Annotated in this window: 24 protein-coding genes and 1 tRNA gene; 7 read left to right on the top strand and 18 right to left on the bottom strand. The window is 59.3% G+C overall.

Translation table 11 applies throughout. From position 1 onward, the window contains the following. Positions 1-13: 13 nt before the first annotated feature. Both pyrE and BP869_RS01285 read right to left on the bottom strand, forming a co-directional pair. Positions 14-526, bottom strand: coding sequence for an orotate phosphoribosyltransferase (pyrE, locus tag BP869_RS01280; RefSeq protein WP_342676167.1), 513 nt, complete (start codon positions 524-526; stop codon positions 14-16). Further along, positions 520-1,020, bottom strand: coding sequence for a CDP-2,3-bis-(O-geranylgeranyl)-sn-glycerol synthase (locus tag BP869_RS01285; protein WP_342677379.1), 501 nt, complete (start codon positions 1,018-1,020; stop codon positions 520-522). The genes pyrE and BP869_RS01285 overlap by 7 nt, the downstream gene beginning before the upstream one ends. Positions 1,021-1,195: 175 nt before the next feature. Here BP869_RS01285 and tes point away from each other — a divergent pair, with 175 nt between their 5' ends. Next, a complete protein-coding gene (gene tes / locus BP869_RS01290) occupies positions 1,196-2,668 on the top strand; it encodes a tetraether lipid synthase Tes (RefSeq protein ID WP_342676169.1) in 1,473 nt (490 codons plus the stop codon). Position 2,669: 1 nt separating this feature from the next. Here tes and BP869_RS01295 read toward each other — a convergent pair whose 3' ends face one another. Next, positions 2,670-3,605 carry an ornithine cyclodeaminase family protein gene (locus BP869_RS01295; RefSeq protein WP_342677381.1) on the bottom strand — a complete coding sequence of 312 codons (936 nt, stop codon included), beginning with the start codon at positions 3,603-3,605 and terminating at the stop codon, positions 2,670-2,672. Between the two features lie 129 nt (positions 3,606-3,734). Here BP869_RS01295 and BP869_RS01300 point away from each other — a divergent pair, with 129 nt between their 5' ends. Beyond that, positions 3,735-4,322 carry a hypothetical protein gene (locus BP869_RS01300; RefSeq protein ID WP_342676171.1) on the top strand — a complete coding sequence of 196 codons (588 nt, stop codon included), beginning with the start codon at positions 3,735-3,737 and terminating at the stop codon, positions 4,320-4,322. 75 nt (positions 4,323-4,397) lie between these two features. Further along, a complete protein-coding gene (locus BP869_RS01305) occupies positions 4,398-5,192 on the top strand; it encodes an ATP-grasp domain-containing protein (protein ID WP_342676173.1) in 795 nt (264 codons plus the stop codon). An 80-nt stretch (positions 5,193-5,272) separates the two neighbouring features. On the opposite strand, the gene BP869_RS01310 is transcribed toward BP869_RS01305, so the two are convergent. The 10 genes from BP869_RS01310 to BP869_RS01355 form a co-directional block, all read right to left on the bottom strand. Next, positions 5,273-5,563 (bottom strand): UPF0058 family protein, encoded by a 291-nt coding sequence (locus BP869_RS01310; protein WP_342676176.1) that lies wholly within the window; start codon positions 5,561-5,563, stop codon positions 5,273-5,275. A gap of 55 nt (positions 5,564-5,618) precedes the next feature. Continuing rightward, a complete protein-coding gene (dnaG, locus tag BP869_RS01315; protein WP_342676178.1) occupies positions 5,619-6,845 on the bottom strand; it encodes a DNA primase DnaG in 1,227 nt (408 codons plus the stop codon). Positions 6,846-6,975: 130 nt separating this feature from the next. Continuing rightward, positions 6,976-7,296, bottom strand: a complete 321-nt coding sequence (locus BP869_RS01320; RefSeq protein ID WP_342676180.1) for a DUF167 domain-containing protein — start codon at positions 7,294-7,296, stop codon at positions 6,976-6,978. A 196-nt stretch (positions 7,297-7,492) separates the two neighbouring features. Beyond that, a complete protein-coding gene (gene pyrC, locus BP869_RS01325; RefSeq protein WP_342676182.1) occupies positions 7,493-8,755 on the bottom strand; it encodes a dihydroorotase in 1,263 nt (420 codons plus the stop codon). Position 8,756: 1 nt separating this feature from the next. Beyond that, entirely contained in the window at positions 8,757-9,752 is a 996-nt protein-coding gene (gene hypE / locus BP869_RS01330; RefSeq protein WP_342676184.1) for a hydrogenase expression/formation protein HypE, read from the bottom strand. Beyond that, on the bottom strand, positions 9,749-10,090 hold the full coding sequence (locus tag BP869_RS01335) for a hydrogenase maturation nickel metallochaperone HypA (protein ID WP_342676186.1): 342 nt from the start codon (positions 10,088-10,090) through the stop codon (positions 9,749-9,751). Before BP869_RS01335 ends, hypE begins: the two co-directional genes overlap by 4 nt. After that, positions 10,090-10,314, bottom strand: coding sequence for a HypC/HybG/HupF family hydrogenase formation chaperone (locus BP869_RS01340; protein WP_300162603.1), 225 nt, complete (start codon positions 10,312-10,314; stop codon positions 10,090-10,092). The genes BP869_RS01335 and BP869_RS01340 overlap by 1 nt, the downstream gene beginning before the upstream one ends. Positions 10,315-10,827: 513 nt before the next feature. Then, entirely contained in the window at positions 10,828-11,859 is a 1,032-nt protein-coding gene (locus BP869_RS01345) for a PAS domain S-box protein (RefSeq protein WP_342676189.1), read from the bottom strand. A gap of 239 nt (positions 11,860-12,098) precedes the next feature. Continuing rightward, the gene (locus BP869_RS01350) at positions 12,099-12,395 is read right to left on the bottom strand and encodes an Hsp20/alpha crystallin family protein (RefSeq protein ID WP_342676191.1); all 297 of its coding nucleotides are present in this window, start codon (positions 12,393-12,395) and stop codon (positions 12,099-12,101) included. 106 nt (positions 12,396-12,501) lie between these two features. Continuing rightward, the gene (locus BP869_RS01355) at positions 12,502-12,993 is read right to left on the bottom strand and encodes a HEAT repeat domain-containing protein (RefSeq protein ID WP_342676192.1); all 492 of its coding nucleotides are present in this window, start codon (positions 12,991-12,993) and stop codon (positions 12,502-12,504) included. Between the two features lie 296 nt (positions 12,994-13,289). Here BP869_RS01355 and BP869_RS01360 point away from each other — a divergent pair, with 296 nt between their 5' ends. After that, positions 13,290-14,834 carry a hypothetical protein gene (locus tag BP869_RS01360; protein ID WP_342676193.1) on the top strand — a complete coding sequence of 515 codons (1,545 nt, stop codon included), beginning with the start codon at positions 13,290-13,292 and terminating at the stop codon, positions 14,832-14,834. A gap of 487 nt (positions 14,835-15,321) precedes the next feature. Further along, positions 15,322-16,386: a hypothetical protein gene (locus BP869_RS01365; protein ID WP_342676195.1), complete on the top strand. Its 1,065-nt coding sequence runs from the start codon at positions 15,322-15,324 to the stop codon at positions 16,384-16,386. A 4-nt stretch (positions 16,387-16,390) separates the two neighbouring features. Here BP869_RS01365 and BP869_RS01370 read toward each other — a convergent pair whose 3' ends face one another. Both BP869_RS01370 and recQ read right to left on the bottom strand, forming a co-directional pair. Continuing rightward, positions 16,391-16,915, bottom strand: coding sequence for a flavodoxin domain-containing protein (locus BP869_RS01370; protein ID WP_342676197.1), 525 nt, complete (start codon positions 16,913-16,915; stop codon positions 16,391-16,393). Positions 16,916-16,978: 63 nt separating this feature from the next. Next, positions 16,979-18,769, bottom strand: coding sequence for a DNA helicase RecQ (gene recQ, locus BP869_RS01375; protein ID WP_342676199.1), 1,791 nt, complete (start codon positions 18,767-18,769; stop codon positions 16,979-16,981). 239 nt (positions 18,770-19,008) lie between these two features. Between recQ and BP869_RS01380 the strand changes: the two genes are divergently transcribed. Further along, on the top strand, positions 19,009-19,479 hold the full coding sequence (locus tag BP869_RS01380; protein WP_342676201.1) for an EVE domain-containing protein: 471 nt from the start codon (positions 19,009-19,011) through the stop codon (positions 19,477-19,479). 498 nt (positions 19,480-19,977) lie between these two features. Here BP869_RS01380 and BP869_RS01385 read toward each other — a convergent pair. Both BP869_RS01385 and BP869_RS01390 read right to left on the bottom strand, forming a co-directional pair. Then, positions 19,978-20,061: transfer RNA gene (locus BP869_RS01385), tRNA-Ser, on the bottom strand. A gap of 55 nt (positions 20,062-20,116) precedes the next feature. Next, complete coding sequence (locus BP869_RS01390; protein ID WP_342676203.1) at positions 20,117-21,199, bottom strand: hypothetical protein; 1,083 nt, start codon at positions 21,197-21,199, stop codon at positions 20,117-20,119. A gap of 41 nt (positions 21,200-21,240) precedes the next feature. Between BP869_RS01390 and BP869_RS01395 the strand changes: the two genes are divergently transcribed. Then, positions 21,241-22,218, top strand: coding sequence for an archaeosine biosynthesis radical SAM protein RaSEA (locus tag BP869_RS01395; RefSeq protein WP_342676205.1), 978 nt, complete (start codon positions 21,241-21,243; stop codon positions 22,216-22,218). On the opposite strand, the gene BP869_RS01400 is transcribed toward BP869_RS01395, so the two are convergent. Beyond that, a complete protein-coding gene (locus tag BP869_RS01400; RefSeq protein WP_342676207.1) occupies positions 22,208-23,446 on the bottom strand; it encodes a TIGR00300 family protein in 1,239 nt (412 codons plus the stop codon). The two genes, BP869_RS01395 and BP869_RS01400, sit on opposite strands and share 11 nt — an antisense overlap. Between the last annotated feature and the right edge of the window lie 35 nt (positions 23,447-23,481).

A 23,481-nucleotide genomic window follows, 5' to 3' on the forward strand; every position in this document is an offset into this window, starting at 1 on the left:
CCCCCATAAATGGTTACAGGTTCATCATCTCAGAGGCCGTCGTCAGCGGGACGAGGGGCACGCCCTCATGTGCAAATGCATCGGACGCCCCGCTCTCCCGGTCCACGACCGAGGCCACGGCAACGACCCGTGCTCCGGCATCCCTGAGCACCCTGACCCCGAATAGTGCGGACCCCCCGGAGGTGGTGACGTCCTCGACAAGGAGGACCGCCTTCCCCTTCACGTCGCCGATGACGAGGTCGCTTTTGCCGTGGTCTTTCTGCTCTTTCCTGATGATGGCGTACGGCTTTCCCGATGCAAGGGAGGTGGCGACCGCAAGGGGCACCGCACCCACCGCAACGCCCGCGACGACATCGAACACGAACCCCTCTGTAAATGCCTCGCCTATCCGGCGGAGGAGAGCGGGGTCGGTGATCGCCGTCTTGATGTCGAGATAATAGGAACTTCGTGCCCCGGATGCCAGGACAAAGTCCCCGATCTCGATGGCCCCGTGGTCCTTGAGCAGTTCTGCAATTTCTTTTACCATGGTACTTTCTTCACTCCGATGAGATATCCGATGATGTTTGCAGCACGGTGGAGGAGGGGAGTGAGGATGATAATCCAGACAAAGACCCCGAGGGTTACGTTCTCCACGACCCAGCCATACTGGAAGACAAGCAAGAGGCCGAGAGATCCGGCAACGAGGTCGTACTGATCGGCGATGAGCCATTCCTCTCCACTCTCCTTTCCAAGCCGCCTTTTGATAAAACTCTTTACCATATCGCCAAGAAGCGCCCCGAAGGCAAGGAGGAACACTGTTATGAGCGTATGCTCGGGGAGAGAGGAGAGCCCGAAGGCGTCCCTCGCCACAATCTGAACGATACCGACGGCGACACCGCATGCGACCCCGAGGACAAAACCACGCCAGGTCTTACCGTCGCCAAGGATCCTACGGCCGTCGCTCCAGGTTTTCCCCATGTCCACCGGTGCACCGCCTCCAAGAGCGGCAGCGGCCGAATTAGGCACATAGGCAGGCAACATCACCCAGATCGCCACGACCAGACTTGATATAATCGAATCGATAATAATAATTATTCTCCCCACAATTTCTACTTAAGTTTAAATCTCAATTCGCTCTAAACATTGTGTCATCACTGTATGGCGCAGGTAACCAATATATGAAACGCTATTGTAAAGATATGCCGGTGGATGAGATATGCTTCTGAAAAAAACCAAGAGTCTTTGCCCCATTTGCAAAAGGGTGCTTGACGCAGACATTTGCGAGGAGGACGGGAAGGTCTGGATTTCCCGCACCTGCCCGGAGCACGGAGAGGCGAAACATCTCTACTGGTCGGATGCAGAGATGTACAGGAGGTTCGATGCATTCGAGGAGATGGGAAACGGTGTCTCCAACCCCCAGAAAGAGACCGTACCCGACACCTGCCCGGCAAACTGCGGGATCTGCTCTGGCCACAGGTCAACCACACTCCTTGCCAACATCGACCTGACAAACCGCTGCAACCTCCACTGCGACTTCTGCTTCGCCAATGCACAGGCATGCGGGTTTATCTACGAACCATCCTTCGACGAGGTCGTCGAGATGATGAAGATGCTCAGGAGTGAAAAGCCGGTCCCCACGCCAGCCATCCAGTTCTCGGGCGGCGAACCGACGATGCGCGACGACCTCTTCGATATCATCAGGAAGGCAAAGGAACTCGGTTTCTCGCAGGTCCAGATCGCGACGAACGGGATCAAGATCGCAATGGATCCCGAATATGCGAAGGAACTCAGGGAAGCCGGCCTGAGCACCGTCTATCTTCACTTCGACGGCGTCACCCTGGAGACGAACCCGATCCTTCAGGCAAGCCTGAATGCCGTGAAAAACTGCGCGAAAGTCGGCCTCGGCGTCGTGCTTGTCCCGACGATCATCAATGGGAGGAACGACCATGAGATCGGCGCAATCCTCGGGTTTGCCGCAGACCGCGTGCAGGTCGTGCGGGGCGTCAACTTCCAGCCGGTGGCCTTCACCGGTGCCGCAAGCGAGGACGACATCAAAAGAGAGCGTATCACCATCCCCGACCTTGCCGAGAAGATCGAAGAGCAGACCGGCGGCATCATCAAGAAGAGTTACCTCTACCCCGTCCCCTGCGTCGTCCCGATCTCCGATCTCGTCGAGACGTACACCGGAAAGCCGCAGGTCAGGTTCACCACCCACCAGCACTGCGGCGCCGCCACCTATGTCTTTGTGACCGAGGAAGGGCTTGTCCCGATCAACGAGATGGTCGACGTCGACGGGTTCTTCGAGGCCATCAGGACGATGACAGACAGGCTGAAGGACGGCGGGACCATCAACAAGTATCGGGCGCTCATCGAGGGCGTCAGGGACATGAGCGTCTCCGCATCGAACGGCGAACACGGCGGTGCGACACAGTTCTGGACGCTCCTCGGGAAGACGCTTGTGTCCCAGAACTTCGACGCCCTGCGCGATTTCCACTGGAACGCCCTCTTCATCGGCACGATGCACTTCATGGACAACTACAACTACGACATCGACCGTGTCCAGCGCTGCTGCATCCACTATGCCACGCCAGACGGCAGACTGATCCCCTTCTGCACCTACAACTCGGGGCCGGTGTACAGGGAAGATGTCTGGAAGAAGTTTGCCCGGCCCCTCCCGAAAGAGGAGTGAGTCAGGGAAAAGGCAGGACAATCCCGTCCCCCGTCTTCATCACCAGGGCCGCGATGGCAAGGTCCTGGATCGCAAGGCCTGTCGAGTCAAAGAGCGTAATCTCATCTCTCCTCTCCCTCTTTTTTCTCCCGCAGACGATCTCCCCGAGAGTGCCCGCGATCCTCTCCGCAGTGAAGAGTCCGGAAGAGACCGGCACATTGATCTCGCCCGAATGAAGGGCCTGTGTGGGATCGTCCACGAAGACGCGTGAGCGGAGGAGGATAGCCGGGTCGAGTTCTTCCTTGCCGGGTGCGTCGGCACCGATGGCATTGATGTGCGTTCCCTCATGGACCCACTCTGACCTGATGATCGGCGTCCTGACTGGCGTCGTCGTGACGATGACGTCGACGTCGCAGGCCATTTCGAGGGAGACGGCCTCGCAGGTATGGCCCTCGCACCGGCGGCAGAAGGCCTCCGCATTCGCAGGGGTTCTGCTCCAGACCCTGACCTCCGTGATCTCCAGGACGTCGGCGATCGCGTTTATCTGGGCGGCGGCCTGTCTCCCGCTCCCGATGACGCCGAGGACGATCCGGCGTTTCGGGGAGAGGTAGCGTGCGGCAATGGCACCGGCCGCACCTGTCCGCAGGTCGGTGAGGGCCGTGGCATTCAGGACCGCATCAGGCATCCCTGTGGCGGGGTCGAGGATGACGGTGAGGGCCATCACTGTCGGCAGACCGATCTTCGGGTTTTCCGGGTGGACATTGACGATTTTGACGCCCGCCATGCCGATGCCAGGCAGGTACGCGGGCATCGTCCTGAAATCCCCCTTTTCAAAGGTCACATAGATCTTCGGCGGCATCTGGGCCCGCCCATCCCCGTATTCCCTGAACGCCTCCTCAACGACCAGGTTGACCTCGTGCGGGGAGGGGAGGTCTGCTCCTGCAGGATAGTAGCGCATGGCCGGCACATCGATCCGCCGGGATAAAACCCTTGTGCGGTCCTCCACCAGGTATGCCGGGATGATGACGGCAGACCCCGGGCGGAACGCTTATCATCTAAAGGGATATTTTAGGATCGGGGGATGTCAATGTCATATATCCACTACGCCCGAGGCCTTGCCGGTGCCTATTCCACTTTCCTGGATCGCCTTGCCGAAGATCTGGAATCAAACGGCATCAGTGTGCTCTTCGAGAGGGAGAAGGCCCGTTCGCCAATGACCATCAGTTGTGGGAAGGAAAAGGGGCAGATCGCGGTGAGACTCTCCGGCCCCGACCTCGAGGTCTCTTTCCAGGGCCAGGGGCTTACGACAGGAGAAGCGACATCGCTTGCCATCCTCGTCGCCGAGAGGGTCACCGACATCGACGAAGAGATGAGAGCGATGCTTGATGCCAGAGATGAAGGTCTGCCTGCCACAGCAGATATCGGCATGGAACTCCATGATATCTTCAGGGAGCTCCTGGTTGTCAGGGAGGAGATCGACCTTCTCAAGATCGCGGGGGAAGATGTGGGGAGACCGAAAAGGCGAGTGGAAAGGGCTGAGAAGTTGTACCAGGAAGCATCAGATGCCCTGAAAAAAGGAGAAACACTCACTGCCCGGGCGAAGATCCAGGCCATGCAACTGATGGTCGAGAAAGCCGAGGCAAGTCTGGGCGAGATCGGCGGAGAAAAAATATAGATATCTTCATCCCCTCCCCCGCAAGATTACTCTTACTGAGAGCGGCCGACATCGCCGCCCGACCGGGGATAGATCATGATTCGCATTGTACCCAAACCGACAGACACCCACGACGACAACTCGACTGCTGCGGTGCTCTCTGAACTCAAACGGGCGGGAGCCGAATATGCCCTCCTTGACCTCGACGCTATCGATCCCCTCTCGGCGTCCATCGCCGGTGACCTCGTCTGGGTATGTGGCATGAAGCAGGATATTCACCAGTTCGAGTGCCTAGATGTCCTCGCCCTTGAGAACCTCGTCGTCAACTCGCCCGACGCGATCGCGACCTGCGCAAGCAAGGTCAAGACGACGGCGCTCCTTCTCAAAAAAGGGATACCGTCACCTGAAACGCTCTTTACCGCGTCCCGGGAACTTGCCGCCGACTTCCTTGCACGGCATGGGAAGGCGGTCTCCAAGCCGGTTTACGGTTATGACGGGATCGACGTCCGTCTCGTCACCACGCCCGACGAGTTCGGCGAAGCCCCCTATTATCTCCAGGAATATGTGCAAAACGACCGGGACTTCAGGGTCTTCGTCATAGAAGGAAAGGCCGTCGGTGCCATCTGCCGGCAGTCGGCCCATCTCACCCACAATATTCACCAGGGAGGGACCGGGACGCCGATCGAGATCGATCGGGAGATGCAGGAGGTCGCCGGCGGTGCGGCCGAGGCAGTCGGTGCCGATTACTGCGGCGTCGACCTGCTCGCCGAGAATGGAAGTTATACTGTCCTTGAAGTGAACGGCACGCCGAACTGGCACTGTATGGCGGCCCCTATTCCAAAAATGCTTGCCCGCCACCTGATCGAAAAGGAACAGGCGTTGAGGTCATAAACTGGCCCGGGGGTTCGGGACATGCCCCCCCTTTACGAAAAAATCAGGCAGAGGGCCCCTCACTGAAGGTGGGGGAGCGGTCACTGCTCAATACTCTTTTCGAGTTCCCGCTCGGTCTTCTCGGAGAGTTCCTTCATTCTGGCGGAGATGCGGGACGAGGCATTATAGTCGATATCTTTCATTGCATTGGCGAGTTCCTGCCCGAGGACGAAGATCGCGTGTTTGTGCTCAAGTTTGCTCTTATGAATCTGGGACGGGTTGATCTTGAGCGCGTAGTACTGCGGGAACTTCAGTTCGGCATTCATCGTCTCGAAATAATCCTTGATCTCGACAAGGATCTGATGCAGGGTAATCAGTTCTTCTTTATGCATGTCCAAACCCCGAAAGAGAAATAGGAAATTTTATTATAAATATATTTGCTCCGTTCTACGCCTTCCGAATTTTCATGAGCCTGAGAGATAAAGGCCTCTTCACGATATCCCTGAACTCCGGAGCGGCAATGAACTCCAGTCCTTTCGCAAGGAAGACATCGATGAGTTTCTGATCGACCGGGCGGTCGATGATCACGCCGGCCGTGTCCGAATCGATCTCTTCAACGGCGCGCTCGACATCGCCGGCCTTCGCCTCGCTCACCAGCGTATAATCCGAGGTCAGGAAACGTGCCATGCCCCTCCCTTCGACCTCCTGGATCTGCTGCTCGAGGGTCATGACAGGCTGTGCCGGGGGTATGCTCGCGGCCGCCTCTTCGGGCTCTTTCACCTCGCTGACAATGACCGGCATCGTCTCCTGGAGAGGGATCGTCTCTGCAGGGGCCTCTTCCTTTGTATCGGTCAGCTGATCCCTGATGTACTCTGTTGGGACCTTGTTTCTCAGGGACTTGATGACCTCTTTCCGTGTCAGTTCCTCGACGCTCTTGCCCCGCGGACAGAAAGCGACATAGTCGACTTCAGCGACCTGGAGGAGTTCGCGCAGGATGAGGTCGCCGCCGCGGTCGCCGTCGAAGAAGGCCGTAGCCGTCTTGATCTCACAGAGTTTCGTAATAACTGCCGGGACCTTCGTCCCCTCCACGGCAACGGCATTCTTGATCCCGTACCTGAGAAGGTTGATCACGTCGGCCCGCCCCTCCACGACGATGATCGCATCCGAGTCAAGCACATTCGGGCCTGCAGGCACCCGTTCCTCGCCGAGGACACTGATCTTCTCGATCCGCAGCGACTCCCTGACAGTGTCGAGCAGTTCGGTGGAGTCGATCGCCGACTCATCAAAGTGGGTGATCAGCAGTTCCTTTGCCCTTTCCACGATCTGCTTCCTCTTCGTCACGCGGATGTCCTCGATCCGCTCGACTGTGGCATGCGCGACGCAGGGGCCGACCCGGTCGATCGTCTCCAGGGACGCCGCAAGGATCGCCGTCTCTGCACGGTCGAGGGAGGATGAGATGAGGATCTCTCCCCGGGTCTCGCCCTTCTTACTCATGATATGGACATCAATCCTGCCGACCCGCCCGGTCCGCTGGAGATCGCGGAGGTCAAGGTCTTCGCCGAGCAACCCTTCAGTCTGGCCAAATATGGCACCGACTACGTCGGGTTTCTCGACCACCCCCTCTGCATAGAGATTAATGTGAATGAGATACTTGGTCGTATCTGATGAATACATGATAAGCCTCCGGAATCTGTCATATGAGAAATACGATGACGGCCCATAGACAATGGTAGTAGATATATCCCGGAGTACTTATATATCCACCTTTGGGTATGCGCGCACCTGTGTGGACGGATCCCGAGAATTATCCGGGAAGAAGAGAGGATAAACGCTGTATTGCCTGATCTCTTGATATACCCCTCACCTCGACCCGCTTGATCGTCGAGGTGGCACCGGCAACAATGCCGACTGCAGACTTCGGAACGCCGATCGTCTCCGCAACCAGAGCGACGATGGCACGGTTTGCCTTCCCTCCCACTGCCTGAGCGGCGACCTGACAGACAAGGGCATGCCTCCAGGGGTTGTAGCCTGCAGGAAAAGAGTCCTTTTTGCTCCCGGCAGAGACGTCGAGAGTGAGCACGACACAATTGTCCGGGCCTGTTACTGCGTCGTCAAGAGAGGTCACGGGTATCACCGGTGTGGCCCGGTGCTAACGACCATGGATCATCAGTGGCATGTGCCGTTCTTCACCTGGTCTTAAACCCTCGCACCGGGCGCGCCTGTCGCACATCCGGGTTGTCCCGAAGCTCATATCCAGGCTCTGCCAATCGATCGCCCGGGGACCTATGGATGTGCATGTATCGGCCTCTATAGTTTAGCGGTCAGCGTATATAGCCCTTGCCCGGCATCCAGGAGCCGCCGGTTCCGGCGGCGATCTCGCCGTCCCGCACGACACAGGCGCCTTCCATGACGACGATCTCAGGGAAGACCGCCTCCATGCCTTCGTACGGCGTCCAGGTGCATTTTGTATGGAGGGTTTCGGGGTCGATCTTCCTGGGTTCTGCAGGGTACAGGGCAAAGTCGGCCCTCTTGCCCGGCACAAACCCGGCCGCAGGGATGCCGAGGATCTGTGCGGGTTTTATCGCGGTCTTCTCGATGACCGATGAAAGGGAGATCCGGCCCTCTCGCACCGCGGCCATGAGAAGGGGCACCATCGTCTCGACGCCCGGCATGCCCGAAGGGGCGTCGGCGAAGGGCGCGGCCTTTTCTCCGGCGGTGTGCGGGGCATGGTCGGATGCGACGACGTCGATCCTCTCCCACCTGCTCCAGAGACGGCGGCGCTCCTCCTCCGACCTGAGGGGGGGGTTCACCCGTGCATGGGTGTCTTCGGGCGCGAAACGCTCCCGCGAGAGGAAGAGGTGGTGCGGCGTCACCTCAACGGTGCCGACAGCGGCATCGACGGCGGCGGCCGTGCTCATATGGCAGAAGTGGACCCGCCCACCCGGCGGGAGGAGAGAGGAGACCGTCCTGACGGCCCTGACCTCGGCATCGGCCGGCCTCAGACGGTCGTGGTCGGCAAGGGTCGCGGGAGTACCCGGGAGGGGATCTTCGGCATGGACCGTGGCCAGGGCGCCAAGGTCCCTGAGGGTGAGAAACGCATCCTTCAGGGTATCTTCAGGGACGGCAGCGCCGTAACTGGACGGGCCGGCAAAGATCTCGCCGAAGGCCATCGCCCCTTCCTGCCAGAGCCCTGCAAGGTCGGCGCCGGGGACGATCCCGGCATTGATTGCGAAACGGCAGAGGGCATGGTCGCGGGCCTCGCTGACACGGGCGCGGAAGGCCTCGTGCGTCGTGAGGGGGGGTACGGTGTTCGGCTGGTCGACAACGACCGTCACCCCGCCAGAGAGCGCACTCGCGGTCCCGCTTGCCCAGTCCTCCTTCGCCCCCTGCGTGGCCCCGCCCCGCAGATGGGTGTGCATGTCCACCGCGGCCGGGATGCAGAGGAGGCCGGCCGCGTCGATCACCTCGTCGGCCCTCCCTGCGGCGCCGACATGGACGACTCTTCCGTCGCCGAGGGTGAGGTCTGCCACCCTGCCGCCCGGCAGGGTGACGCCCTTCAGGACGACCGTCTCCTCCCCGATCATATCAGCAGACTCTCGGCACAGGGTCGCCGACCGGCGGTTCGATGAAGCGCTCGCCACCGATCGAGGTCTTCATGACGACGGAGGAACCCTCGGTGACGCGGCCGATGACCGCGGCGTCTCTCCCATAGTGGTGCGACTTCAGGGCGGCAAGGACCGCGTCGACATCGCCGGGTGCGACGCCCATGACGACCTTCCCCTCGTTTGCGACTTCGAGGGGGTCGATCCCGAGCATGGCGGCGGCGCTCCTGACGCTCTTCCGGATCGGGAGGGCTTCTTCATCGATCTCGACGTGGACGCCGCTCTTTCTCGCCATCTCGTTGATCGCATTGGCAAATCCGCCGCGGGTCGGGTCCTTCATCGCGTGGATATCGCCGGCGGCAAGGGCGCGCTCGACCATGCCCCAGAGGGGGGCGGCGTCGGAGAGGATCTGCTCGCCGAGGTCGAAACCCTCGCGGTGGGAGAGGATCGCAAGCCCGTGGTCGCCGATGGTGCCGGAGACGATAATAAAGTCGCCCGGCCTGAGCCCGTTGTCCCTGACGACGTGGTTTACGACGCCGATACCCGCAGTGTTGATGACGATACCGTCGAGGGCGCCCTTCTCCAGCACCTTGGTGTCGCCGGTCACGATCGATGCCCCGACCTCGCCGAGGGCCGCGTCCATCGAGGCGACGATCCGCTCCAGATCGGAAACCTCAAAACCCTCCTCAATGACCATGCCGCAGGAAAGGGCGATCGGGCGACCGCCCATCATCGCAAGGTCGTTGATGGTGCCGGATACGGCAATCCTGCCGATATCCCCGCCAGGGAAAAATATCGGGTGGATGACATGGTTGTCGGTCGTAAACACGATCTGCTGGTCCCCGACCGGGAACACCGCCCCGTCGTCCAGGGACTCAAGGCCTATCCCGCCGGCATTGTTGTGGGTGAACTTCGTAAGCACCTTGAGAAGTTCGCCCATCACCTCGCCGCCGGCGCCGTGCATCAGGTTGACTTTCATGAATCGTTCACTTCTATCTCAATTTTGGTGACTACAATCTCTTTTCCCTCGACAATGTGGGGGAGACCTCCGCACGTGGGGCAGACGAACTTCTCGTCGCCCTCATAGCCACAGTCGCAACGGGTGCGCACCTTCACGGTTCGGCACTCCATAGAGACGCCTGCAAAGATGGGGTCGTCCTCGGCGATGACCTCAAAGAGAAACTTCACCTGTTCGGGGTTGACCATCGCAAATTCGCCGACGTCGACCTTGACCGCCTTCACCTGCGTTGCATGGTTCTCGACGGCAGCGCGCTGGGCTGTGGCAAAGATGTCGTACGCGATGCTGTATTCGTGCATTACTCTTCCATCGCTGCGTAGACTTCTTTAAAGAGTTCTCTTGTCGACAGGCCCTCCTCGCGGCTGAGTTTCTGGATAGCAAAGCCGACATGGACGAGGACGAACTCGCCTACTTTGACATCGACGAGATCAAGCCTTACCTCCTGCCTGAGGTCGCCGTAGTCGACGACACCGGTCTTGTCGTCCTTGATCTCGATTACTTCGGCAGGAACTGCAACACACATTCAGCATTCCCTCTGGTAAGGTGTAGGGTGCTGATCATAAAAACACCTTCTGAAGTGACATGGCCGGGATCAAAGGGAAAATCCCCGGTTGGATGGGAAAAAGACGCCCCTATTTCCATGAATCAAGAGACGGCACGGGAAGGGGGAGATCGGTCCATGGCAGATCACAGATTTGCCTGAACCGGAAAATGCCCCACACTTTCCACTTTCTCGACACGGTTGTCCCCGCTCAGAATAAGGGCAGGGGAAGATAGAGCAGAAAATCCCGAGAAGGAGATTGCCATCCACACCTATCCTGTACCGGGGGATCGGGGGCGGCAGTCCCCCGGTGCGGGGCACCGATCAACCGCCTTCTCCTATTCTGTTCGCCGGGGGACAAAGCCCCCGGACAGTGAAAATCATAGATTTCTCGAACTCGCTATCGCTCGTTCCCCGCTCAGGATTGGTCCGGGGAAGAGAGAACAGGAGGTTCTGTGGAGGAGATAGCCACTTCATCTAAGAGTCTAAAAAAAATTATTCCCCGGAGAGGAAGCGACGGTAGGCCTCAGGGATCTCTTCGGCAGACTCGGCGACCGCACGGTCGAGGTCGGCAAGGTTCTGGAGGATCTGGTCGAGGTGGGCCTTCTGCACCCGGAGAATGGTGGCCGCGTCCTCGGGCCGGATTTGTCCCGAGTCCAGAAGGGGGGCGACATTGCCGATTTCATGCGCGACGCCGCCGAGCGGCACCTTCATCCGCAGGGCGGCCTCGGCGACATAGGCGATAAGGGCACGTTCGGCCTTCCTCTGGGGTGTGAGGTCGTGAATGAGACAGGAGTAGCCAGACACGACACCACGTTCATCTCGGATGGGGGAGATGCCGACCGAAACCTCATGGTTCGTGCCGTCCAGACGGAGGACCTCGGACTCAAAGCGCCGTCCTGCCCTGCCCCCGACGACGGCCTGTGCCGTCTCCTCCCATGTCTTGAAAAGGGGGTCGGGGACAAAATGCGAGACCGGCAGGCCTATGGCCTCGTCAGGCGTAGTGCCGAGGAGACCGACGGCTGCAGCGTTCAGGGAGGTGATCCGGCCCTCCGCAGAGGCGCCGATGATGGCGTCCTCGCTCGTCTCAAGGATCGATGCAAGCCTGGACCGCAACTCATCGACCCTCTTGATGTCGGAGACGTCGGTGATGATATGGATCGCACCGATGACACCGCGCTCAGGGTGGAGGATCGGGTCGATCGAGACCCTGAACCACCGGCCAAACATCCAGAGGGTGTAGCTCTCCCTCTTTCCCGAGGTCTTCGACCTGACAAAGGGACAGCCCTCGATGAATGTCGGGGTCTGGTGGATCACGACATAACAGGGTTTCCCGACAACCTCTCCGGCATCGACGCCGAGAAGGTCACCCACGGCCCGGTTTGCCAGGAGAATGATGCCATCTGGATCTTGAATGAAGACAGGGTCTTCTATGGCGTCAAATATCCGTTGCCAGAGTAACCCCTGGTCAGAAAAGCCAAGGGCCCCTGCTGCGGCACTGGCCCTCCCCTCATCACGCATCTCCATACAGATCGTCTCTCCATAGATTATTTGGAAACCATTATTAAATATTTGTATTTCTGTTTGTTTTGATTTATTCTCAAAGGGGTAATATATGCTATCATATTAGAGATACGGAGAGAGATCGGGAATTGACACACGAAATACTCGCTGCCAGACGGAGAGGATCCCCGGGTCTACAGAAAAGCCGTACCGTCGTGAGAGATGGGGGTAGAACCGGTGGTTCGGTTCAGCACCAGATCAGGTTACTGGACGGGAATCTCAATGCCCCTTGCCCGGGGCTTTTTGTACGGGACATCCACGGTCAACAGCCCGTTGTGATAGGATGCCTTCGCTTTCTCATAATCGATCGGACAGCAGGTGGCATAGGAGCCCGCATATCTGGTCCCCTCCTTCGATGCCTGGACAAAGAAACTATCGTCGTGCATTCTGAGCGTGATGTCCTTTTTGTCGACGCCGGGTAATTCTATCTCGATATGGAGATTTTCGTGGTTTTCGTCCGGCATGGCGTACACCGCCGGCGCGATCCGGATCTCGGTCATGATACCATCCCACGCCAAAGAGGGAATCATGTCATATATATCCTATCCCGAAGAGGCGATGAAGAGAGGTTCTATCCCTCTGCTCCTGCCGGGGTTGCCGCGGGCATCAGCACCCGTTGCAGCAGCCGTGCCTCTGCAGGATCTGGTCCAGGGCCCAGGAAGCCCACCACCTGACGTCGGCGTCCTCGTCCTTCAGCACCTTTCCGAGTGCAACCTCGGCCTTGCAGTGCCCGATGGCGCCGAGAGTGTAGGCCGCCCACATTCTGGTGGCGGCGTCCTCCGCAGAGAGCGCAGCGATGAGACCGTCGATGGCCGGCGTCCCGATCGCGGAGAGCCCCCACGAAGCGGCCATCCGCAGGTCGCGGTCATCCTCGGCGAAGAGTTCGATAAAAGGCCCGACCGCCTCCGCACCCATCAGCATGCCGATGGCAAGGGCGGCGTCTTCCCTGACCTTCTGCGTTTGTCCGTGGAAGAGGATGTCGGTGAGGCCGTCGAGATCGTCGGCGACGGCGCGATCGAGCACCTCAGGGGAGGGTGCAACGTCGTTCTCGACGGGGAGGGTGTCATCGGAGAGGTCCGGTCCTGCAGAATTGTCCATGCATGTCTGGTAGGCAGGGAGGGTATAAGAGAGGCGCGGGCCGGTCTTTCCGGCGGCGATGCATCACAGTGGGCATGCTGTTCACCTCGCTGGCCGGCAGCCTGCATCAGATGAGCACGATGACATGGGTGCTCTGCCAGGTATCACCACTCATGCTGCCCGGTTCCTCATCAAGGAGGATTCCGTGCGCGTATATCCACGAGAGCCGTGGCAGGGAGGAAAAATCCCCGAACATGTAGAGAGAACGGCACAATATGTAATGTCAACTTAACACAAAGATCGATCAGGCATCTATTATGAGTATATTTCTCATCGTCTTCTGGTTCATCATGACGGCATTCTGGACCGTCCGTATTGAAGACAGAACACTGAAGTTCAACCACCCCGGCCTCATCGCCCTCGGCGCCATCTTTTCAGGGGCCGCCCTGTACCTCAGGACGCCGGCACTTGTCCTGGTAAATGTCCTCCTCTACCTCGCGGTCTCTCTTGCCGTGAGCGGGATCGCCGCGTCGTACGTCCATGGCGCCGAAAAGATGCGTGTTGTCGGCGGGACCATCCTGACCCTCGCCATCCTCGGCATCCCGATGCTCACCACCGGCGCCGAGGTCATCGGAGCACAGGACCTTGCTGCCATACCGCAGGTCAAGACCGTGGACAATGCCACCGACCTCATCAGTACCAACCACATCAGGCTAACCTCGGCCAAGACCGCCCTCTGGCGGGCAGACAAGGTCATCGGAAACCTGGGATACAAGGTCGGCGTCTTCACGCCCGACGTCCAGTTCCTCAGGGGCGAACTGGTCTGGCTGGTCCCCCTGGACTACACCACTCTGGACAAGGCCCTCATCTATGCCGGCGAAGGCACGGACGGCTACGTGATCGTCTCGTCAGAGAACCCGAAGGCAGAACCCGAACGGGTCATCGGCCTTCAGATGCACTACACCCCGCATGCCATCCTGGAATACGACCTGACCCGCCATATCTGGGAGGACTACCCCACGTACGTCATCCACCAGCCCGTCTTCCAGCTCGACGAGGAGGGAAACCCCCGCTGGGTCACTCTCCTCTCCCGGCCCGCTCTCTACGGCATCATCGGCGAGACGCCCGAGGGCATCGTCGTCACCGACCCTGTCACCGGCACCAATGAGTTCTTCGACATCGGCACACAGCCCGCCTGGATCCAGCGGGTCTACGATGAGGATCTCACCGAGACCTATCTTGGCTGGTGGGGCACCTACTCGGACGGCTGGATCAACTCCTGGTGGGGCCAGCGCAACCTGAAGTACCCGACAGGCGAGGTGTACGTCGAGCACGGCGAGGCCGGGGCGACCCTCTCCTCGGGCGACCCCGACGTCTACCTTGTCCAGGGCACCGACGGCAACCAGTACTGGTTCACCGCCATCACGACGCCGGGCAAGGACTCCTCGATGGTCGGCTATGTCCTCTGCGACGTCCAGGACGGCACCTTCACCTTCTACAACGCCCCCGGCTACTACAACGACTTCGGCGCCGCAGCTAATGTCCAGCAGCACCAGAAGGTGGCGATGGCCACGGGCCTTGAGGTCGTGCAGCCGATCATGTACGTCCTCGACGGCCAGGAAGTCTGGATCATCCCGGTCATCTCCCAGACCGGCGAGATGATGGAGATCGGACTGGTCGTGGCCCATGGCGGCGAGACCTTTGTCGGTACCAGCCTGGACGACGTCCTCTCCCAGTGGCGGGGGATCTCAGGCGAGACGCCTGGCCCGGATGATGGCGAGGTCACGGTCCAGGAGATCGAGGAGATCAGGAAACTCCTTGACAGGCTTGAAGCGCGGCTGAAGGCGCAGAACAGGACATAACCGGCTCTGTAGGAATCCTATTCTGGAGTGTCTCGTCCGGGGGGCTGCCGCCCCCCAGTCCCCCTGCCATTAGGATAGGGGGGGTGGAGGGCAGTCCCCTCTTCAAAATGCAAGTTTGCCCTTTGAGGTTCAATCCTGAGCGGGGACGACCGGGGGTAGTCGAGAAAATCTTTGATTTTCGAGGTCCGGGGGCGTATTCCCCCGGCTAGATCGTGAGGAAGGCAGTGGATCTATGTACCTCTTCATAGGATCGGGGCTACATCGGCTAAAGTATGAGAATTTCTACAAAGCCACATAAACTTATTTTATACCGTTCTCCGTGCATGCCGCGCCTGTCCCGGATACACCAGAGCCTGCCGGATTCTGCCGCACGCTCCCCTGCCCGGTGACGCACCCTTATATCCTATCCGATGATACGCGATCTGATCCAGAAAAGGATCAGAGGCCCCTTCCCCCCAGGGAGGCCCCTTCAGAGTGACCGGAAACTATGTTTGCAATCCGTTTTTACCGAATCTACGATATCGGAAAAGAGATCGACCTCGCCTCCCTCGAACGGGCTCTCTCGGAGAGCATGACCATCAGCCGGGCGCGGTTCGTCCGGGTGAAGCCACGGGCGATCATCATCAAGCATGCCCCCCTCCTGCTCAGACTCGATCCCGTGACCCTTGAGCAGGACGGAAAGGCCTACACCTTCCGCATCGACGCACGGGTGTACGATATCGGTGCGATCAGCATCTGCCTCATCCACGAAGAGTTCGAGGGCACCCCGCGGGAGCTGGAGGAGACCGCCCTCCGCTTCGCAGGCCAGAGGGGCCTGGACGCCACCTTCACCGCCACCATCGCACGTCTCCTTGCGACACTCAGGCCGGCGATCGGCGAGAGGACGGTCGACGAGGAGTTCTATGAGGACTACGCCATCTTCATCACCCACGCACTCGACGATTCCCTCGACCCGACACGGGTACTGCTCGGGGATACGGTGACATTCTCCGCGGAGACGCGGCAGGAGACCCTCAAGAATGCCCTCAGTTACAGCGAGGACGACCGGGCGATCCTCACACGGGACAGCGCCATCCTCGTCAACACAGAGCCGCCTTCAGACCTGATCGAGTTGATCGAGTACGCCAATGTGCAACTCCTCGAACTGCGCTTCTATGACGGCGAACTGACGCGCCAGATGGAGAAGATGTACGATGACATCGAGATGGCCGACCGCCTCTATTTCTTCTATCGGATCAGGCAGTACCGCGCGATCATGATGGGGCTGATGCAGACGCAGGCCGAGATCTCGGAGATCACAGAAAAAGTCAACAACCTGATCAAGGTGACCGAGGACGTCTACTATGGCCGCATCTATGCGATGAGCCTCAGGGTCATGAACTGCCAGCAGTGGAGCGACAGTGTCGGCAGGAAGATCGCCATCATCCGCCAGACATACGCGATGCTCTCCGATGGGGTAAATCTCCAGCACTCGAATTACCTCGAGTGGGTGGTGATCATCCTGATCGCCCTGGAGGTCCTGCTCTTCGTCGTGCCCATGGTCCCGCACTGAACTGTCAGGCAGGAATGGGATGCATAGCGATGCCGAGACTGGCGGGCAGTCTCCCGGTCCACACCCGGATTGCCTCCCAGTCCCGGGCGTCCTCGGTCTTCGCCTCGTCATATCGCATGAAAAGGCCGAGCACCGGGATATAGGAAGGGTTCATCCTCCCGGCAAACATCCCCATCTCCCCCCTGATGCGGATGCGAGCGGTGATGGGCTCCATCGCCGCCTTCACCTTCCTGCGATTCTCATCGGTCAGGTCTTTGCAGCTCATACCGACGACAAAGGCCGCGACCGGTTTTTCCTGGAGGGCGTCGGCGAAATGGTCGACAAACTGCTTTGCCTCCTTCAGGATCTTCCCCATATAGATAGGCGAGCCGATGACGACGGCATCGTATCCGGCAACAGATGTCACCTTCCCGGCAGGCACGGCCTCGACGTCGAGGCCCTCCCCCCGGAGGGTGTCGGCGATGGCGTCGGCGATCTCCCGCGTGGTCTCATGCTTTGTCGCATAGGCGACGAGGATGCGTGGCGGCATGCGGGATAATCGGTGCCCTGCCATATATGTGTGGTGGAACGCGACCGCGGCATTCTGGTATCTCTATCCAGAACAATAGCGTCTGATGGCGGAGAGAAAGTCGGGGCCATATTTTTCCAGCCGCTTCGTGCCGACGCCGGCGATGTTTCCCAGGCTGTCACGATCGCAGGGGCGGAGACGGGCTATCTCAATCAGGATTTTGTCAGGGAATACGACAGAGGGCGGCACACTGTCTCGGCCTGCAATCGATGTGCGCAGGGCCTTCAACGCGACGAACAGTTCCCGGTTCTCGGCACTCAGGGTGTCCTCGACCCGCCTCTTCTTCGCACCGCCTTCAGGCGCCGGGAGCATGACCCTGACCTCTCCCCTCATGACCGCGGCGCTCTTATCGGTCAGGCAGATGACCGGAGATCTGTCGCCTGTCCGCCCCAGGTATCCCTGCCTGACAAGGTCCGGGACCCATATCCGGTACTGCTTTTTGCTCTGCTCCGCACCTGTCGCATAGACGGGAAGGAGGTTGAAGCGGTTATCCCTGACTTTTGCGTTCTTCGAACCTCTCAACACGTCGGCAATGAGATCGACCCCGAAGTGCGCCGGCAACTGCCCCACGCACCCGATGATCTTTCTCGCGTATTCGGTGCCGTCGATCGTCTCCCCGGAGTGATCGCAGGTGTCGCACATGCCGCAGTTTTCTCGGGCATATTCCTCCCCGAAGTAGTTCAGCAGGTATTTTCGCCGGCATCCGGTCGTCTCGCAATAGCCAACCATGTCATCCAGTTTCTGGACTGCAATGCGGATGTGACGCTCGTCCTGTCCGCCGTGCTCGAGCATGGACCTGACCCTGCCAGACTCTTCCGGGTCGTAGAAGAGGATGCACTCGCTGTCCTGACCGTCCCGCCCTGCCCGGCCTGTCTCCTGGTAGTAGGACTCGACAGTCTTTGGCAAGTCGTAGTGGACGACATAGCGGACGTCGGGTTTGTCTATGCCCATGCCGAAGGCAACGGTGGCGCAGACGACCTGCACGCGGCCATAGAGAAAATCGTCCTGGACATTCTCCCTGACACTGTTCGGGAGGCCTGCATGGTATGCGAGTGCCCTGTACCCATATTTCCTGAGGTCCCGGGCGATCTCTTCTGTCTCTTTCTTGCGAAAGCAGTAGACGATCCCTGACTCCTTCCTGTGCCGGTTGATACAGGAAAGAAGCAGGGCCATCGGTTTCTCTTTCGAGACGACACTATACCGGAGGTTTGTGCGGTTGAAACTGCCGACGAATTCACGGGGCTCCGAGAGGCCAAGCTGCCGGGCGAGATCTTTCCTGACCTCGGGGATGGCAGTGGCCGTCAACGCGACGATGGGAACATCGGGGAAGTGTTTCTTCAGCCGGGACAGTTGCCTGTACTCGGGCCTGAAGTTGTGGCCCCATTCAGAAATGCAGTGCGCCTCGTCGATGGCGATAAGGCGGACGGGATATCGGCCGAGGGATTTCAGGAAACCTGACTGCATACACTTCTCCGGCGAGAGGAAGAGCAGTCTGAGGGTGTTTTCCGCCAACTGCCTCTCGACCTCCGTCCTCTCCTGGTACGTGAGAGTGCCGGTGTAGGCGGCCGCGGGGATCCCCCGCAGGTTCAGGTCGTCGACCTGGTCCTTCATAAGCGAGATGAGAGGGGAAACGACAAGGGTCAGGCCGCCGAGGTACAGGGCGGGCACCTGATAGCAGAGGGACTTTCCGCCCCCTGTCGCCATGATCGCCACCGTGTCCCGCCCCTCCAGGACCGATGCGATGATCTCCCGCTGGTGCGGCAAAAATGAGGTATAGCCCCAGTATTTTTTCAGGAGTGCGTCGATGGCAGCCATGACGTTTCTCTTCTTAGTGGGGGGAGAGGGGTGTTGAAGGTTCGGTTCGGGTGGTGAATGTGTGTCATCTCCTCTGTTTCATCGGGTTATTTCTTTCCCTCATTCCAGAGGCCGCACACTTCGTTGAAGATGAATTCCCTTGTATGCAGCAATCTGTTGCACATTCATCATCAGGCTATGATTCCACCTAACCATCTCTCCCGATATCTTTTTCCAACCAGGAACTATATTGCCACTCCATGACCCGCTGGCTTGCCACCTCCACACGTGAGAATGCAGAGATCGTGATAAAAAAACAAATATGGGGCGTCCCGAAGAAGGACGTCAGCCAGATCAACAGGATCAGGCCCGGCGACACCCTGCTCCTCTATGTCGGGCACGAGGAGATTGATAGGGACATCACCCTCCCGCCCGCGATCACCGGGTGCTTCGAGATCGTTTCCAGCGTCTATGAGGACACAGAGCCGATCTTCACCGCCCCCAGAAAACTCGGGAACGAGGTCTTCCCCCTGCGGTTCAGACTGAAAACGATCACGATCTTCGACCCACCCGTGGAGTTCACGCCCCTGATCCCTCGCCTGAAATTCATCGCCGACAAAAAGCAGTGGTCAGAGCACATCAAGGGGCAGGCGATGCGGGCGATCACCGAGGAAGACCATGCACTCATCATGAAGGCGGCCATGAAAACGGCAGAGGCACCGCGGGGCTGAACACCCCATCATCTTCCATCCTCAGATCCTCATACGGAGGTATCTCCAGAGCCCGATCTGGACAATTTCCACCCCCACTCCCTCCCCCTCCCCGGCACCAGAGGGGGCGGGAGAAGGGAGGGCATTACCCCCAATCATATCGGCGACCTGAGGGCGTTGAGTCCTGTCGTATTTCATCCTGTTTTGCCCACGGACCCCGGTATGCCCGGATCGCCGGATCTCCCCGATATGGCCCCGAACGGGGGGCGTGATCCCCGGATTGGAGGCAGATGAGGGCGTATTTGACCCGGGCTGTCTCTCGCGGGCCCACACCCCCATGCTCTTACATGCAGGCACCACAGGGATAGGATCCGGGGGATTTACCATGAAAACCCCTGAAGTGGTTTTCAAAGAACCACCAGAAACTTCGTTTCACGAGCGATTCTCCAGGGTTGCCATAACACAGAGAACCACATAGGGACAGGTATGACCGAAAAAGAAACCGACACGAACAAAGAGCGCCGGGGGGGAGATTTGAACTCCCGAGGTGCGAGCACCAGCGGCTTTCAAGGCCGCCGCCTTCCCGGACTAGACTACCCCGGCACGCCAGTACCTATTGTACTGCCACTTAAAAAAAGATGCTGTGGTTGAGGAGGTTTTAGATCTTCCTGAAAAGGAGGAAGACTGCACCGAGGGCAAGAAGCACAAGGCCGAGGGGCATCGGACTCTGGGCCGTCGTCGGGACAGGGTCGCCGAACTTGCCCGCCACCGTGGCATCGACCGAGATCTTCTTGATATTCTCGGCCGCGACCGTCACCGTTCCGGTCTCGGTGTAGAGCTGGGGGGTGACCTTCACATAGACAGTGCCGCCTGTCGTCTGGAGGGTGACGCTCTCCGGCGCCGTGGTACCCTGACTATTCACCAGCGACCTCTCGCCCTTCTCGTCGATGTACTCGAGCACCCAGTCGATCCCGGTGGAGGTGCTGATCGTCACCGGGCCGCCGAGGGTATCAACGGCAAAATATGCCGGGTTCCCGCGGGAGGCCGGGGCCGAAGCCGAATAGGTGGGCCCGGACGTCTGCGTCACCGCCGGCGTGACCGGTGCCTCGCCGCCAGTCACGGTGAACTGAGTCGTCCAGACATAACTGGCGTTGTCAGCAATCTCGGCCGTATAGGTGCCCCCGGAGGTGATAGGGACAGAGGCAGAGAAAACGCCCGCATCGGTCTCGATCCACTTCGGGCCATAGACGGTCTCTTTCTCCGCGTCGGTCACGGTGAGCCTGAGACCGGCATCACCATACTTTGCAAGCGTGCCTGCCACCTGGAGGGTTCCGTCATAGTCCTGCGTCTTCGGGGAGGTGACGGTAAGTTCATCGTTCCTGTTCACTATCTTGAAGATTTTAACTTTCTTCGAACTACTACCAAAGATGTTCTCGCCGCGTGACTGGACCTCAACCGAATAGGTGCCAGACCTGAGATCTTCGGTCTCGAAGGTCACCGTAAAAGTCCCGTCGCCCTGGATCACGACGGCTTGACGGTCGACCTCGCTCTTTGAAGATGTCGTGTCATAGAGGACGATGTCAACGACATAACCGGGCTTCACCGCAATGGTCTCCCCGGTCGCCTCAAGGGGCTGGCCCGCATTGATGGAATCGGGGGTTGTAATCTCGATGAATGCCGCCGCTGCCGGAGCTGCAAGACAACAGAGGAGGCAGAGCAGGGAAAGTGCAATCCTCATCATAGATATTTTCATAACAATATAGATCAACGAAATAAGTGTTAATGTTATCTATACAATCTATCAAGCCATTGGCCGCGTGGAAAGGAAAAGACCGTTACGAAGATGATATCCTCGATTCCCTGACCGTAATCTTTAAAAGCGGAGGATGCTCATACCGGCGCTGTCTGATGTGCGGTTACCGTTTTGAGGGCTATTTCGGGGCTCAAACCGAGGAGGTCCTTGCCGCTCTCAGGGGACAACTCGCCTGGGTGCAGGAGAACTTCGACCTCTCACAGGTCGGGATGGTGAAGATCTTCACGTCGGGCAGTTTTCTGGACCCTGTCGAGGTGCCGCCGACTTTCAGGGAAGAGATCGCGCGGGCCTTTGCCGGGAAGGTTGTCGTCGTCGAGACACGGCCCGAGTATGTGGAGACCGAGGCGCTCGCGGAGATGGCTGAGGCTCTCGGTTCCCCCATCCACGTAGCGATGGGGCTTGAGACGACAGACGACGCCATCAGGGAGAAGTCGATCCAGAAGGGGTTCAGCTTTGCCGACTTCATCGAGGCATCGAAGAGAGCGAAGGCGGCGGGCGCCGGAGTGAAGGCCTACCTCCTCTTAAAGCCGCTCTTCCTCACCGAGAAGGAGGCCATCGAGGACATGAAGACTTCCATCATGGACGTGGCGCCGTACTGCGGCATGATCTCGATGAACGCCTGCACCGTCCAGAAAAGAACAGAACTGGAACATCTCTGGAAGGAGCAGGCCTACCGCCCGCCGTACCTCTGGAGCATCCTTGAAGTGCTTGGAAACGTTGATCCCGGCGTCCCGGTCTTCTGCGACCCGGTCGGCGGCGGCCATCTCAGGGGCCCGCACAACTGCGGAAAGTGCGACCGCGATATCATCGACGGCATCAACGAGTACGCCCTCACCGGCGACGTGGAACTGATCCGCGCCCTCGCGGAGATCGAATGCGCGTGCAAAAAAGAGTGGGAATATGTCCTCGGGCACGAGAAGCCCTGGTCTATGCCCCTCACCCGTTGATTTTTTCCGAGAGTTCGTCCAATTTTTTCGCAAGCATCGGGAAGAAGGTGCCCGCGTCGGAGACGATGCCGATCGCCTGCGAGGTGCCGCGGTCCATCAACTTGGTCAGGGAGGCCGGGTTGATATCGACGCAGAGCGTCTTCACGCTCGAGGGGAGACAGTTGCCGACGGCCACCGAGTGGAGGAGGGTCGCCACCATCAGCACCATCTTCGCGCCCTTGAGATGCTTTCTCATTGCGTCCTGCGCCTCCATGACATCGGTGATCACGTCAGGGAGGGGACCGTCGTCGCGGATCGAACCGGCGAGGACGAAGGGGACATTGTTCCTGACGCACTCGTACATCACGCCGCCGGTGACGATGCCCTGCTCGACGGCGTTCTTGATCGAGCCCGCGCGCATCACCTCGGAGATCGCATAGATGTGGTGCTTGTGCCCGCCGGTGACGAGTTTTGCGGTCTTGATGTCCATGCCGAGAGAGGTGCCGAAGAGGTTCGACTCGATGTCATGGGTCGCAAGGGCGTTCCCGGCGAAGAGGGCGTCGATGTAGCCGTCATGGACGAGTTTCGCAAGGGCCGGGCCGCCTCCGGTGTGGATGATCGCCGGGCCGCCGACAAGGACGATCTTCCCGCCCGACCGCTTCACCTCGACGATCTCCGTTGCGATCTTCTCGATCAGGGTCTCTGACGGGCGCTCGGGCGAGACGGTTCCCTGCATGAACTCAAACCTGCTCTTCTCACGGGGGCGTTCGGGATAGTCCACCTTGACGCCGTCCTCGCCAACGACGACGAGGCTGCCCTTCGTCAATTTGGAGAGAGGAGTGCAGCAGGCGCGCTGTGTGACCGGGTCCACGACAACGAGGCAGTCCATTTCGATGTTCTCGACAGAGAGCCATTCACCCTCATACTTCACATAGGTCGGGTGGTTGGTCGTCGAGTAAAAGTCCTTGGGGACGATACGGTCGCCTTCGGCCGGGACCAGCCGCGCGTCGGCCACCACAGAAAGATGGGCACCAAGACGGTAGAGTTCGCTGAGGATCGCCTCAAGCTGCGTTTCGTCGGCAGCACTCACCTTCAGGCAGGCATAACTCGTGTCGGTCTTTTTCTTCCCCACTTCAAAGGTAAGGATCTCGAAGTTCCCGCCCATATCCATGATCCGGTCGAAGACAAGGGTCATGATACCTGAATCGATAATATGCCCTTCCAGTTCTATCTCCCGGGAGATCTGCATGGTAAGAATATCGGCTGCGGCGGTTAATATGATTT

The organism is Methanofollis sp. UBA420 (assembly GCF_002498315.1).
GTDB lineage: Archaea > Halobacteriota > Methanomicrobia > Methanomicrobiales > Methanofollaceae > Methanofollis.

What these genes read in the sequence shown, in the direction of transcription:
- pyrE (WP_342676167.1), bottom strand. Translation starts at nt 526, where the DNA reads ATGGTAAAAGAAATTGCAGAACTGCTCAAGGACCACGGGGCCATCGAG.
- BP869_RS01285 (WP_342677379.1), bottom strand. Translation starts at nt 1,020, where the DNA reads ATGTTGCCTGCCTATGTGCCTAATTCGGCCGCTGCCGCTCTTGGAGGC.
- tes (WP_342676169.1), top strand. Translation starts at nt 1,196, where the DNA reads ATGCTTCTGAAAAAAACCAAGAGTCTTTGCCCCATTTGCAAAAGGGTG.
- BP869_RS01295 (WP_342677381.1), bottom strand. Translation starts at nt 3,605, where the DNA reads ATGCGCTACTATCCTGCAGGAGCAGACCTCCCCTCCCCGCACGAGGTC.
- BP869_RS01300 (WP_342676171.1), top strand. Translation starts at nt 3,735, where the DNA reads ATGTCATATATCCACTACGCCCGAGGCCTTGCCGGTGCCTATTCCACT.
- BP869_RS01305 (WP_342676173.1), top strand. Translation starts at nt 4,398, where the DNA reads ATGATTCGCATTGTACCCAAACCGACAGACACCCACGACGACAACTCG.
- BP869_RS01310 (WP_342676176.1), bottom strand. Translation starts at nt 5,563, where the DNA reads ATGCATAAAGAAGAACTGATTACCCTGCATCAGATCCTTGTCGAGATC.
- dnaG (WP_342676178.1), bottom strand. Translation starts at nt 6,845, where the DNA reads ATGTATTCATCAGATACGACCAAGTATCTCATTCACATTAATCTCTAT.
- pyrC (WP_342676182.1), bottom strand. Translation starts at nt 8,755, where the DNA reads ATGATCGGGGAGGAGACGGTCGTCCTGAAGGGCGTCACCCTGCCGGGC.
- hypE (WP_342676184.1), bottom strand. Translation starts at nt 9,752, where the DNA reads ATGAAAGTCAACCTGATGCACGGCGCCGGCGGCGAGGTGATGGGCGAA.
- BP869_RS01335 (WP_342676186.1), bottom strand. Translation starts at nt 10,090, where the DNA reads ATGCACGAATACAGCATCGCGTACGACATCTTTGCCACAGCCCAGCGC.
- BP869_RS01340 (WP_300162603.1), bottom strand. Translation starts at nt 10,314, where the DNA reads ATGTGTGTTGCAGTTCCTGCCGAAGTAATCGAGATCAAGGACGACAAG.
- BP869_RS01345 (WP_342676189.1), bottom strand. Translation starts at nt 11,859, where the DNA reads ATGGAGATGCGTGATGAGGGGAGGGCCAGTGCCGCAGCAGGGGCCCTT.
- BP869_RS01350 (WP_342676191.1), bottom strand. Translation starts at nt 12,395, where the DNA reads ATGACCGAGATCCGGATCGCGCCGGCGGTGTACGCCATGCCGGACGAA.
- BP869_RS01355 (WP_342676192.1), bottom strand. Translation starts at nt 12,993, where the DNA reads ATGGACAATTCTGCAGGACCGGACCTCTCCGATGACACCCTCCCCGTC.
- BP869_RS01360 (WP_342676193.1), top strand. Translation starts at nt 13,290, where the DNA reads ATGAGTATATTTCTCATCGTCTTCTGGTTCATCATGACGGCATTCTGG.
- BP869_RS01365 (WP_342676195.1), top strand. Translation starts at nt 15,322, where the DNA reads ATGTTTGCAATCCGTTTTTACCGAATCTACGATATCGGAAAAGAGATC.
- BP869_RS01370 (WP_342676197.1), bottom strand. Translation starts at nt 16,915, where the DNA reads ATGCCGCCACGCATCCTCGTCGCCTATGCGACAAAGCATGAGACCACG.
- recQ (WP_342676199.1), bottom strand. Translation starts at nt 18,769, where the DNA reads ATGGCTGCCATCGACGCACTCCTGAAAAAATACTGGGGCTATACCTCA.
- BP869_RS01380 (WP_342676201.1), top strand. Translation starts at nt 19,009, where the DNA reads ATGACCCGCTGGCTTGCCACCTCCACACGTGAGAATGCAGAGATCGTG.
- BP869_RS01390 (WP_342676203.1), bottom strand. Translation starts at nt 21,199, where the DNA reads ATGATGAGGATTGCACTTTCCCTGCTCTGCCTCCTCTGTTGTCTTGCA.
- BP869_RS01395 (WP_342676205.1), top strand. Translation starts at nt 21,241, where the DNA reads ATGTTATCTATACAATCTATCAAGCCATTGGCCGCGTGGAAAGGAAAA.
- BP869_RS01400 (WP_342676207.1), bottom strand. Translation starts at nt 23,446, where the DNA reads ATGCAGATCTCCCGGGAGATAGAACTGGAAGGGCATATTATCGATTCA.